Source organism: Halobacillus sp. GSS1 (genome assembly GCF_017307035.1).
In the GTDB taxonomy this organism is placed as follows: Bacteria; Bacillota; Bacilli; order Bacillales; family Halobacillaceae; genus Halobacillus; species Halobacillus litoralis.
Window position 1 is genome coordinate 170869 of the sequence record NZ_JAFLHE010000001.1, and the last position, 12380, is coordinate 183248.

The 12380-nt window shown below is 43.4% G+C and carries 13 protein-coding genes; 11 read left to right on the forward strand and 2 right to left on the reverse strand.

Annotated elements, in window-relative coordinates; translation table 11 throughout:
• The first annotated feature begins 135 nt into the window (after positions 1 to 135).
• The 6 genes from J0K78_RS00865 (at position 136) to spoVM (ending at position 5685) form a co-directional block, all read left to right on the forward strand.
• Positions 136 to 897: a Stp1/IreP family PP2C-type Ser/Thr phosphatase gene (locus tag J0K78_RS00865; protein ID WP_206945005.1), complete on the forward strand. Its 762-nt coding sequence runs from the start codon at positions 136 to 138 to the stop codon at positions 895 to 897.
• On the forward strand, positions 897 to 2951 hold the full coding sequence (gene pknB, locus J0K78_RS00870) for a Stk1 family PASTA domain-containing Ser/Thr kinase (protein ID WP_206945006.1): 2055 nt from the start codon (positions 897 to 899) through the stop codon (positions 2949 to 2951). Before J0K78_RS00865 ends, pknB begins: the two co-directional genes overlap by 1 nt.
• Positions 2952 to 2962: 11 nt before the next feature.
• Positions 2963 to 3844 (forward strand): ribosome small subunit-dependent GTPase A, encoded by an 882-nt coding sequence (gene rsgA, locus J0K78_RS00875; RefSeq protein WP_206945007.1) that lies wholly within the window; start codon positions 2963 to 2965, stop codon positions 3842 to 3844.
• Positions 3845 to 3846: 2 nt separating this feature from the next.
• A complete protein-coding gene (gene rpe / locus J0K78_RS00880; RefSeq protein WP_206945008.1) occupies positions 3847 to 4500 on the forward strand; it encodes a ribulose-phosphate 3-epimerase in 654 nt (217 codons plus the stop codon).
• Between the two features lie 396 nt (positions 4501 to 4896).
• Positions 4897 to 5556, forward strand: a complete 660-nt coding sequence (locus J0K78_RS00885) for a thiamine diphosphokinase (protein WP_370550804.1) — start codon at positions 4897 to 4899, stop codon at positions 5554 to 5556.
• A gap of 48 nt (positions 5557 to 5604) precedes the next feature.
• On the forward strand, positions 5605 to 5685 hold the full coding sequence (spoVM, locus tag J0K78_RS00890; RefSeq protein ID WP_035505439.1) for a stage V sporulation protein SpoVM: 81 nt from the start codon (positions 5605 to 5607) through the stop codon (positions 5683 to 5685).
• 148 nt (positions 5686 to 5833) lie between these two features.
• On the opposite strand, the gene rpmB is transcribed toward spoVM, so the two are convergent.
• Complete coding sequence (gene rpmB, locus J0K78_RS00895) at positions 5834 to 6022, reverse strand: 50S ribosomal protein L28 (RefSeq protein ID WP_035505437.1); 189 nt, start codon at positions 6020 to 6022, stop codon at positions 5834 to 5836.
• 242 nt (positions 6023 to 6264) lie between these two features.
• Between rpmB and J0K78_RS00900 the strand changes: the two genes are divergently transcribed.
• The 4 genes from J0K78_RS00900 (at position 6265) to J0K78_RS00915 (ending at position 10135) form a co-directional block, all read left to right on the forward strand.
• On the forward strand, positions 6265 to 6627 hold the full coding sequence (locus J0K78_RS00900; protein WP_160913106.1) for an Asp23/Gls24 family envelope stress response protein: 363 nt from the start codon (positions 6265 to 6267) through the stop codon (positions 6625 to 6627).
• Between the two features lie 31 nt (positions 6628 to 6658).
• A complete protein-coding gene (locus J0K78_RS00905) occupies positions 6659 to 8326 on the forward strand; it encodes a DAK2 domain-containing protein (protein ID WP_206945009.1) in 1668 nt (555 codons plus the stop codon).
• Positions 8327 to 8463: 137 nt separating this feature from the next.
• Positions 8464 to 8913 (forward strand): Hsp20/alpha crystallin family protein, encoded by a 450-nt coding sequence (locus J0K78_RS00910; RefSeq protein ID WP_206945010.1) that lies wholly within the window; start codon positions 8464 to 8466, stop codon positions 8911 to 8913.
• A gap of 835 nt (positions 8914 to 9748) precedes the next feature.
• Positions 9749 to 10135 (forward strand): YuzC family spore coat inner layer protein, encoded by a 387-nt coding sequence (locus J0K78_RS00915; RefSeq protein ID WP_206945011.1) that lies wholly within the window; start codon positions 9749 to 9751, stop codon positions 10133 to 10135.
• A gap of 78 nt (positions 10136 to 10213) precedes the next feature.
• Here J0K78_RS00915 and J0K78_RS00920 read toward each other — a convergent pair whose 3' ends face one another.
• Positions 10214 to 11482, reverse strand: a complete 1269-nt coding sequence (locus J0K78_RS00920; protein ID WP_160913132.1) for an NCS2 family permease — start codon at positions 11480 to 11482, stop codon at positions 10214 to 10216.
• 222 nt (positions 11483 to 11704) lie between these two features.
• Between J0K78_RS00920 and sdaAB the strand changes: the two genes are divergently transcribed.
• The gene (gene sdaAB, locus J0K78_RS00925; protein ID WP_206945012.1) at positions 11705 to 12367 is read left to right on the forward strand and encodes an L-serine ammonia-lyase, iron-sulfur-dependent subunit beta; all 663 of its coding nucleotides are present in this window, start codon (positions 11705 to 11707) and stop codon (positions 12365 to 12367) included.
• The last annotated feature ends 13 nt before the right edge of the window (positions 12368 to 12380 follow it).

A 12380-nucleotide genomic window follows, 5' to 3' on the forward strand; every position in this document is an offset into this window, starting at 1 on the left:
AAATAGAAAGCACAATCAGGAAGGAATCTGCGCCGGTAATGGTTGCAATTCCTTCCCTTTAAACAAAGAGGGAATGCCATCTAAGAATCAACACCCATGTTTGGTTGAAGTTATAAATATGAGGCAGGTGAGACCATGATAGGTTATTACGAGACAGATCAGGGGAAAGTCAGAATTCATAACGAGGATGCCGGCGGAGTTTTTAAAAACGATGCTGGACAAGTTCTTGCCATTGTAGCCGACGGAATGGGCGGGCACCAGGCCGGTGATGTAGCCAGCCAGATGACGACCTCACATATACATAAAAAATGGCAGGAAGCCAATCTCATTGAAACTCCTGATGAAGCAGAAAAATGGATCAAAGAAGCCGTGCGCTCGGCAAATAATGAAATCAAATCTTATGCCAATGCTCATGAAGAATGTGCAGGGATGGGAACGACTGTCGTGGTAGCTTTGTGTACAGGAGAATTCGCGACAATCGGCCATATTGGAGACAGCCGCTGTTATTTTGCTAATGACTATGGTTTCAAGGTAATCACAGAGGACCATTCCCTTGTGAACGAACTTGTGCGGTCCGGTCAGATTACCGAAGAACAGGCGGAACACCACCCTCGGAAAAACGTTTTATTAAAAGCGCTTGGTACGGAATTCGATTTGACTGCCGATGTAAAAACGATGGAATTCGAAGAGAATGACCGCCTCCTTTTATGCACAGACGGTCTAACAAATAAAGTGACTGATGAAGAATTAAGTGAATTGAAAACATTTGAAGGTGAATGGTCATCCTTTACTCAGCAGATGATCGACCTTGCGAATGAACGTGGAGGGGAAGATAACATTACGCTTGCAGTCATTCATCATCATCCTTCTTCAGACGTGAAAGAAGGTGCGGAATAATGTTGAATAACCGTCTCCTTAATGACCGTTATCGTGTACAAGAGATGATCGGTGGCGGCGGTATGGCGAATGTCTACCTTGCTTACGATACCATTCTGGACAGGGAGGTCGCCATTAAAGTATTGCGGCTGGAACATGGAAATGATGAGGAGTTTATTGCTCGCTTTCATAGAGAAGCCCAGTCAGCTACGAGTCTCTCTCATCCGAATATCGTCAACATTTATGATGTGGGGGAAGAAGACGACATCTATTTTATGGTGATGGAGTACGTCGACGGAATGACATTGAAGCAGTATATTCAGCAGCATAGTCCGATCGATGTATCTGAAGCAGTGGATATAATGAAGCAGATTGCATCAGCCATCGCTCATGCGCATGACAATGGAATCGTTCATAGGGATATCAAACCACAGAACATACTCATCGATCACTACGGTCATGTAAAAGTGACGGATTTTGGAATTGCCATGGCTCTAAGCGCAACTGCGTTGACTCAGACAAACTCTGTTCTTGGTTCAGTTCATTACTTATCACCAGAACAAGCCAGGGGCGGGATGGCGACCAAAAAGTCCGATGTCTATTCACTGGGTATTGTTTTTTTCGAATTACTGACAGGAAGGCTTCCTTTTTCAGGAGAATCTCCCGTCTCGATCGCATTGAAGCACCTTCAGCATGAAACTCCTTCTTTAAAAAGATGGAATGCTGACTTGCCTCAAAGTGTTGAAAATATCGTTTTGAAATCGACGGCTAAAGATCCGTTTCACCGGTATGAATCAGTATTGGAAATGGAACATGAGATTGAAACGTCTCTTGAGCCATATCGGGCAGATGAACCTGTCTTCACATTACCAGATGATGGAGATGAAGAAAAAACAAAAGCCATCCCTGTCATTACAAATGAAGCTTATGGGGACTCCCCGAATGAAGATACGATCATTAATACCAGTGATCACAAACCTGTCATCCCAACCCCGGCATCAGCGACAAAAACCTATAAGGAAACAGCCGCAGACCCGCCACCTCCTGAGAAAAAGCAGAAAAAGAAGCGGAAAGTATGGCCTTGGATCTTAACCGTTATACTATTGTTATTGATCGGAGGACTAGTTGCTTTATTCACGATACCTGGAATCATCCAGCCGGCTGATGTGGAAATTCCTGATCTTGCCGGGGAAGAGTATGAAGCAGCTTATAGTGAACTTAGCGATCTGAACCTTAATGTGACAAGAGAAACACGTTTTTCTGATGATGTGGAAGAGGGAGATGTCATTGAAACAGACCCTGAAGCAGGGATGACGGTAAAGGAAGGTTCTGAGGTTACGGTTTATCTCAGCAATGGGAAAGAACGGGTGGATTTCCCTGACTATACCGATCAGGATTACGAGCAAGTAAAAGAAGAGTTAGAAAGTAAGGGATATAGTGGGATCGATAAAATCGAACAAACAAGTGAGGAACAACCAGCAGGAGAAATCATTGCCCATGTAAGTCCAAGCCCTGGTACAAGTGTGATCCCTGATGAGACCACGGTGACTTTCCGAGTAAGTTCTGGAGTTGCTAAAGTTGAACTGGCAAGTTTAGTGGATGCGAATGAGAAGTTTGCTACAGATTACCTGCAAAGAAATAAACTGAAAGTTGAAACGACTCGTCAATTCTCGGAAGATATAAGGGAAGGGAATGTGATTAGTCAGGATCCCGCAGCTGATACAGAAGTAGAGCAAGGGTCTACCGTAAACTTAGTTATTTCCAGAGGGCCTGAACCAAAACCTCCTAGAGATGAATCCGTATCTATTGAAGTTCCGTATGAACCGGAAAAGAAAGAGGAAGAAGGACAAGGTGATGGCGGCCAAGAAGGAGAACAGCCTGAACCCGAGGGTCAGGAAGTATTGATTTACGTAAATGATGCAAATCGGGACGGAAGTACACCGGTGATCAGTGAAATGATTACTGAGACGAAGACTTTTGAAATTACCTTAACGATTGAGCCTGGTGAATCAGCAACTTACCGAGTAATGAGGGATGGCGAAGTCTTTCAAGAAGAAGTGGAAGTACCGTATTAAGAGGTGAAAAAATGCCAGCAGGAAAAATTATCAAGTCATTGAGCGGGTTCTATTATGTCCTTTGTGAAGGGGAGGTCTACCAATGTCGGGGAAGAGGGAATTTTCGAAAAAAGAAAGTCACCCCCTTAGTTGGAGATCTTGTAGAATTCAAGGCGGAAAATAAGGAAGAAGGATATATCTTATCCATCGAAAACAGAAAGAATGAGTTGGTAAGGCCTCCGATTTCGAATGTAGATCAGGCGTTAATCGTCACTTCTGCCGTTCATCCGGATTTCAATGCTTTGTTACTGGACCGCTTCCTCGTCCTTGTGGAAGAAAAGAGGATCGAGCCATTCATTGTCATTTCTAAAGTGGATCAACTGGATGAACAACAAATGGAAGTGATGAAAAGCTACAAAACGCTGTACGAAAAAATCGGCTATCCTGTCATTTTATCTGCAGTAGATGATACAGAATCCATGGATTTAGTCCAATCTCACTTAGCTGGTCGCACCACAGTCATCGCTGGCCAGTCCGGCGTCGGCAAATCGTCTTTACTAAATTCAATCGATCCTCGACTCTCTATTGATACGGATGAAATCTCAGAGAGTTTAGGTCGCGGAAAACATACGACGCGTCATGTGGAACTTTATGAAATAGCGGATGGTCTTGTTGCGGATACCCCAGGATTCAGTTCACTGGAATTCGGGGAATTGGAACTCGAGCAGCTGCCTGAATGTTTCCCTGAGTTCGTAGAGGTACAGAATAGCTGTAAATTCCGAGGTTGTCTGCATCATAAGGAACCGAAGTGCGCGGTTAAATCAGCCGTTGAGGCAGGGGACATATCCGAACAGCGATATGAGCATTACCTACAATTTTTAAATGAAATACAGAACAGAAAGCCGAGGTATTAATCATGACTAAAATTGCACCATCCATTCTAGCTTCTGATTTTTCAAAACTTGGAGAAGAAATCAAGGATGTCGAACGTGGAGGCGCGGATTATATCCATGTGGACGTCATGGATGGACATTTTGTTCCTAATATTACAATTGGTCCATTGATTGTGGATCACATCCGACCGGTAACCGATTTGCCTCTTGATGTCCATTTAATGATTGAAAATCCGGATCAGTATATCGAAGCTTTTGCAAAAGCAGGCTCTGATATCATCACCGTTCATCAGGAAGCATGTCCTCACCTCCACAGGACGATTCAATTGATTAAAAGCCACGGAGTGAAAGCGGGAGTCGTCATTAATCCGGCTACTCCAGCAGAATCAATCCGACCGATTCTTCAGGATGTCGATCTAGTCCTCTTGATGACTGTTAACCCGGGTTTCGGAGGTCAATCATTCATTCATTCCGTTGTACCGAAAATCGAACAAATCTCCCTTTGGCGGGAAGAAGAAGGGCACTCCTTTGAGATTGAAATCGATGGTGGAGTGAAAGTCGAAACAGCTAAACAATGTACAGATGCTGGAGCTGATGTACTTGTTGCCGGCAGTGCCATTTTTAATCAGGAAGATCGCAAAAAAGCGATTGATGATATTAGACAAGCGGCACAATAAATGAAAAAACTCAAAGGATCGAGATCCTTTGAGTTTTTTTATTCACTCTTTTGTTGGCATCCAGTAAAGAAATAAGTTACATTTTACAATAGAAGAAACCGTTCTATTGTAGTATATAGCAGCATTGTGGAAGTTTAGGGATGTTCTCGGGTTCGTTACCCGGATTGAGCATCAGGAGCGGATGGGGATGGCGAGACTCCTGCGTGGGAAAATGCAGGGAGAGACCCTGCAGGACCCAGCCCGGAGGAGGCTCACCGCGCTCTCTCGGAAAGCTAGCTATCCCGGAGCCCACTCATCCACTCAACAAAAGTCCCATAACTGAGTCTTCACGTATAGGTAGCTTATCGTGAATAGTAAAGGACTGTTTTTTTTGGTGAAAGGTATAGGAAGGGTGTTATGAATATGAAAAGAGTTATCGTAGTCGGCGGCGGACCGAAGTCTTACATACCTGATTTAAAAGAATATGCATGTCCGGAATGCGTTTGGATCGGCGCCGATCAAGGAGCGGAGGTCCTTGTTGAGCATGGACTGGCTCCTGACATTGCCATCGGAGATTTCGATTCTGTTTCGGAACAGTCATTGGCAGAAATAAAAAAGAATTCCAAACAGGTCTTAATTTTTCCGGATGAAAAAGATGAAACAGACTTGGAATTAGCGATAAATGAAGCACTCCGTTTGAACCCGGGGCATATTCTATTATTCGGAGTGACAGGTGGTCGAATCGATCATTCTCAAGCGAACATGCAGCTTCTTTACCCTTTAATGAAGGAAAACATAAAAAGTACGATCATCGATCGACAGAATCAGGTGGAATTAGTCTTCGCTGGTGAGCATAAGATAGAAGCGGATGAATTATACCCGTATGTTTCTTTCTTACCAGTCACGCTTGAAGTGACAAAGATTACGCTCAAAGGGTTTTACTATCCCTTAGATCGCGCCTATCTGCCATTTGGATCCACCTTGTGCATCTCGAATCGACTGATTGAAGATACAGGTACTTTTTCATTTGAGTCAGGCATACTCTTAGTAATAAGAAGTACAGACTTGCCTACTTGAGGGGAATAAGGGAGTTCGCATTAGTTCATATAGGAGGAGGGGGCTCTTTTGAAATTTTATACCATCAAACTCCCACGGTTCGTCGGGGGTTTAGTGCGCGCAGTCATAAGTACATTTAAAAAAGATTAGGACCCATTCAAAAAGGAAAGCTCCGGAGTACACATGGGCTGAGCTCCGGAGAGCACTAAAAAGCGCCCGTTTACTTATCTTTAGACAAATAAAAAAAGCACCCTCTGAGGGTGCTTTTTTTGTGAGCTCATAAGCTCTCTGTCAGCAATTATACACGTTGTACTTTGCCGGACTTGAGTTCACGTGCTGTTACGTAAACTTTTTGAGGCTTGCCATCCACAAGGATGCGAACTTTTTGAACATTAGCTTTGAATTTACGTTTATTAGCGTTCATCGCGTGTGAACGGTGGTTACCTGAACGTGTACCTTTACCAGATAGAACACTTCTGCGTGCCATGAAAATCCCTCCTGTTACATACATAAATCATCAGATACTTAGTAACTTTATCATATAGAATACGTGTTTGCAATAATCTAGTCAGAATTATATCAAGAATTTTTTCTTGACAGAACTTATGAATTGTTACACAGTATAGTAGGGATATCCAGGTCATTTTCTTACCATTGAACAGAAATTCATATCGTGATTTTGTGTTATAATAGGGTAGGATTGATGAGGATTATAAAGGAGGATCTATTATGTCTGTTGATTTAAATAACCAATATGGTCATATTACTATTAGCAATGAAGTCATTTCAACGATTGCTGGAGGAGCCGCTGTTGAGTGCTACGGCATCGTCGGTATGGCATCTAAAAATCAGATCCGTGACGGTTTATCTGAAATGCTCCGCAAAGAGAATTTTTCCAGAGGAGTCGTTGTCAGACAGGATGAAGATCGCCTCCATATAGACATGTACATTATCGTGAGCTACGGTACAAAGATTTCCGAAGTCGCTAATAATGTCCAATCACAAGTAAAATACACACTAAACAAAACAGTTGGTTTGTCCGTGGATTCTGTGAATATTTTCATTCAGGGAGTTCGTGTGACAACTGAATAGATCGCGGTTGTAGTCAAAGGAGGAAGTAAGTGTGACGTTACAAAAGTTAGACGGCAAGACGCTTGCCGAAATGATCTTGCAAGGAGCTCATCATTTAAAGCAGAACTCACAAATGATTGATGCTTTGAATGTTTTCCCTGTACCGGATGGAGATACGGGGACGAATATGAATCTGTCCATGACTTCTGGAGCTGAAGAAGTACGGAATGTGGACCAGAATCATGTAGGGACAGTGGCCCAGTCTTTATCCAAAGGTCTCTTGATGGGAGCGCGTGGAAACTCAGGTGTTATCCTCTCTCAAATTTTTCGTGGTTTTTCAAAATCGATTGAAGACAAAGAAGTCATCACAACCAAAGACTTTTCAGAAGCTCTTCAAGGCGGGGCCACTACAGCTTATAAAGCTGTCATGAAACCTGTGGAAGGAACTATTCTTACTGTAGCAAGAGAAGCTGCTGAAGCATCTGTTGAGATTGCTGAAAAAGAGGATGATTTCATTCCATTCATCGAAGGAGTCGTTCAAGCAGCTAAGAAATCACTGAAGAATACACCAGAATTGCTGCCAGTACTGAAGGAAGTTGGTGTCGTGGATAGTGGTGGACAGGGCCTTGTCACGATTTATGAAGGTTTTCTTGCCAATTTAAAAGGTGAGGAACTTCCGGATCTCGAGGATACTGTATCGATGGATGACATGGTCAACGCAGAACACCACAAGCTGAATCAGGACTTCATGAACACAGAAGACATTGAATTTGGCTACTGCACAGAATTCATGGTGAAATTTGAAGAAGATAAACTTGCTGAACACCCGTACGATGAAGAATCCTTCCGTAATGAGCTCAGTGAAATGGGAGATTCTCTGCTTGTCGTTTCTGATGAAGACTTGATCAAAGTCCACGTTCACGTGGAATACCCAGGAGAAGCCATGACCTTAGGGCAAAGGTACGGCAGCCTTGTCAATATGAAGATCGAAAATATGCGTGAACAGCATACATCGATTGTTGGTGACAAAAAGAAAGCCAAGCCTAAGTCAGAAGAAAAAGCTGAGTACGGAATTGTGACAGTGAGCATGGGAGACGGAATTAAGAAGTTGTTTGAAAGTCTTGGAGCGACTGTCGTTATCCAGGGCGGCCAAACAATGAACCCAAGTACTCAAGATCTATCAGAAGCGATTAAAGAAGCACATGCGAAACGTGTGCTCGTCTTGCCGAATAACAAAAATATCGTCATGGCTGCTGAACAAGCGGCAGAATTAGCGGATGTAGAAGTTGCTGTTATTCCATCGAAAACCATTCCTCAAGGAATGAGCGCGCTTCTTGGGTTCAACCCGGAAGCGGATCTTGATGCGAATAAAGAGGAAATGCTCAACCTCATGTCTGAAGTGAAAACCGGACAAATCACTTACGCCGTCAGGGATACGCAAATCGATGGTTTGGACATTTCCAAAGGCCACTTCATGGGAATCGCTGATGGTAAAATCTCTGCCACTGATAAAGATGCTTTGACGACAGCTAAAACATTGTTGAACCAAATGATTGACGATGATGAAGATGAGATTCTGACTATCTTGACTGGCGAAGAGGCCGACGAAAAACAGGTAGCAGAACTTGAATCATTTATCGAAGAAACGTTTGAAGATCTGGAAGTGGAAGTTCACAATGGTGGACAACCGATTTATTCCTACATCTTTTCTATCGAGTAAGAACATGAAGAAGCGCAGCTCTTGATCAAGAGCTGCGCTTTCCTTTTTTAGTCCTTACTTTCTTGTTGTTATGTCACCAAACTAGGCAGTGTGCATAGAGTGTAGTGGAGACTTTATGTAAAATGAGGTGCAAAGGTATGGATGATAAAAACAAGCAACTGCCGGATTTATTTGATCAAAGCTTTCGTGACATCATCAAAGCGTTCGATTCATTCTTTGATGATTCGATCAAACATGTTCATGATTTCTTTCAACAACATACCATTCCGGTGGAAGTGTTCGAAACAAATCGGGACGTCACTGTTGAAGCCTATCTTCCTAATGTAACGCGTGAGCAAATACGTATTGATCGGTCCGGGAACCAGCTGCGAATTCGTGTGGATGAAAGGCAGCTTCGTGAAGTGAAAGATGAAGAGACTCATTATTACAACCGTTCTCATTCACTCAGTCAAAAAGAACGTGTAGTTACCCTTCCTTTCGCCGTTGCTGACGCAGCAAGCAGTGCCTCCTTTAAGGGTGGCGTTCTTACAATTGTATTTCCAAAGCATCACTCTAACATTAAGGTCATAGACGTGGACGATCAATAGTACTTTCACACAAAAACGTCCAGAATTCTGGGCGTTTTTTGATGATTTTTTATCATTGATTCTGTCTTTATTAAGCAAAATGGCAGGTTTCTTGAAACCTCAGTTTCGAGACTTTTGTTAAGTGGATGAGGGCTGAGGGGAATAGCTCGCTTTCCGCGGGGGCGCGGTGAGCCTCCTCGGACTGCGTCCTGTGGGGTCTCACCAACCACTCTTTTCCTCTTAGATATCCAGTTCCGGCGCCTAGCGGATAGTGAGACTTCCCTCGCTTCTGTACGATAAGTCAACATCGAATCACTCCGTTCTTCGTGTTTCCTTTATCTCCGCCAGCTCAGTCCAGTCCATACGCCGCTGATCGAGGCGCCTCCCCACTTAAGGTAGGAGTCTCGTCATTCCTCTCCGCCCACTAACCAAAGAAGATACTCGAAACCACTACTTAAAAAATCAGCTCGTATAGTTATTCAGAAGTGAATGATATAAACTCTACCTCATTGACGTTTAGCAAACGCAAATGCTTGATGCAACACACTATATGCCCGCTTAGGGAGAAGAATTGGAACCTTACTTATGAATACAGGTGTTCTAATCATCCACTTCCCTCAACCATTCAAGGAAGATGACCCTTTTAGAAGTGGTTTCGAGACACTTATAGGGTAAAAGGGGCGAACCGTTTCCCGGAGCCCCTAGAATCACACGAACATCTCGAAACCGAGTCTTCAACTAAAGGGAGCTTTACAGGAAGTAGGGAGTTTAGGGCTTCTGAAATTTTCTGGAGTACATATATTTAATAATGGTTCAAAAAGGAAGGAAAGGTTCTGTAGGACCTGGGGGGATTTGTATGTATGTCGTGTGGGTTCCGTGCTATGTCCCTGTCGTATTTTCGAACGTTTACCATCATTACCCTCAACCTCAGTGTACCCGCTTGTACCCGGAAGTTGATGAAGACATGTTTGTCCAATCTGCTACAGAAATGGAAAAGTTAATGGATGATGCCAATAAAGTAGTAGGGAGAATTAGCAATTCTCATGATTTTGCCAATGACGTGATGGGGGCGGCTCAGGAATCAGATCAATTGAAAGTAAACACGTTGATCCGAAGTGCGGGTGTAGAGTCTCCCTTTCAAGCCGATTATAATCCAGACCGGATGAAGATTCACTTGACTGCAAGGAATCAACAAGTAGAATGCTGTCAGTTAACCATTGTACTTCGATGGAGAGTACAATAAATCCCGTACATCTCAGATGTACGGGATTTAATATTTTTGTATTCATATAAAATACAACCTAGTAGCGCTGCAGCTAAATTAATGACCAAGCGAGCGCATGATAAATTCAATGAGAAAGACCATGGCGATGAGTACGACCGGCGTAGTTAGTTCTCTTTGTTTTCCGATGGCAAACTTTACGATTGGATAAGCGATAAACCCAAAAGCCATTCCATCAGCGATGGAGTAGGTGAAGGGGATCATCACGATAATCAGGAAGGCTGGCATCGCTTCTGACAATTGATCCAGAGGGATTTCCTTAATGTTTTGTACCATCAGTGCTCCAACAATGATGAGAATTGGTGCAATAGCAGTGGATGGTACCATGGAAATCCAAGGAATCAAAAAGATGGTGCCGATGAATAAAACAGCCATTGTGAGTGCTGCTCTTCCTGACTTTCCACCTGAAGCAATAACTGCCGCACTTTCTGCTGAAGAAACCGTCGGTGATGTACCTAGGAATCCAGTACTTAATGCTGAAAAGGCAGAAGCCTGGTAGGACCTTTTGAATTTGCTTTGTTGATCAAGCATATCCAATTGTCCGTGAATGAGGCCCATATTCTCGAAAATGAGAACAATCGCTAGGGGGAAAACAGCCATCCAGAACCCGAATTCTGTCACGCTTCCGAAGTCCGGCATGAAAATCCATGATTGTTCACTGAGAGCGAGGGAATCTCCCCGCTCTCCAAGAACTCCTGTGAAATGAGCAATAATGGTCCCTGCAATCATCGTCACTAAGAAGTTACCAGGAACATTTTTTGTGAAAAGGAAAATCCCGATAAACAACGTGAGGATGCTTGTAATGACAATTGCGGAAGAAGGGTTGCCAAGTGTAATCAAAGAGTGTTCCCCTTTGACTACAAGACCACCTTTCTCTAACCCGATCAATGTCAAAAACAGTCCAAGCCCAACCGTAATTGCATGCTTTAAGGAAGCCGGAATCGCGTGTTTCAACCAGTCTCCAAGTTTCGTGAAAGCCGTGATTAAAAAAATCAGGGAAGCTATAAATACAACAGCCAGCCCTTCTTGGAAAGTCAATCCCGTACCTTCAACGATGGAGTAGGCGAATAGGGCGTTGACACCCATACCTGGAATGAGAACCATAGGCGCATTGGCGTATATGGCCATGATCAAACAGCCGAGTGCGCTGGCAAGAATTGTTGCAATCATTCCGCTTTCAAGCGGCAGACCTGCACTGTGAAGGATTTGGCTGTTCACGGCGACGATATAGACCGTCGTGAAATAACCGATTAACCCTGCCAAACCTTCTTTCTTCCAGCTCACTTTTTGATGATGCTGATTGAGCATTTGAATCTCCTCTATGAAATTTATCCCTCTCCCGCCCGGTTACCGAGTAACCCACAAACGTTTATTTTACTCGTAAATAAGCAATCTATCAAGCTGATTTGTTCGCTTTTTGTAAAAAATGAGGTCTAGAACAACAGTTTGTGTTAAGATGTAAAAGGATTATAATATAGTAGAAAGCGTTTTCTTTCTTTATATATAGATGAAAAAGGGAAGGTGATTCTCATGAAATATCGTTCAGTTTTCGATATTATTGGTCCTGTGATGATTGGACCATCGAGTTCCCACACCGCTGGGGCGGCCAGAATCGGGCGTGCAGCACGCCACTTATTTGGACGGGAACCTAAATATGCCCACATCCATTTGTATGGATCATTTGCTAAAACGTATAAAGGTCACGGCACTGATGTAGCCATCATCGGTGGATTGCTCGATTACGATACGTATGACGAACGTATTAGTCAATCTCTTGTTACGGCAAGGAAGAATGGAATGAAAATAAGGTTTCATGAAGAGGATGCTCATACAGATCACCCGAACACCGCGAAGGTTAAAATCGGGGATGACGATGGTGAACTTGAATTAGTCGGCATATCCATCGGGGGAGGAAAAGCAGAAATCACAGAATTGAACGGTTTTGAACTTCGTCTATCAGGAAGTCATCCCGCGATTCTGCTTATTCACAATGACCGTTATGGTGCGATTGCCTCGGCAACAGCCATTTTAGCAAGGAATGAAATTAACATCGGACGCATGGAAGTCTCCCGTAAAGCTCAGGGAGAACAAGCTTTAATGGTCATTGAGGTAGATCAGAACATTGATGATGCGATCCTGGGTGAACTAGAACGAGCCGATCACATTACTCAAGTAGCTAAAATATCAGACTAAAAGAAAGGAGAGG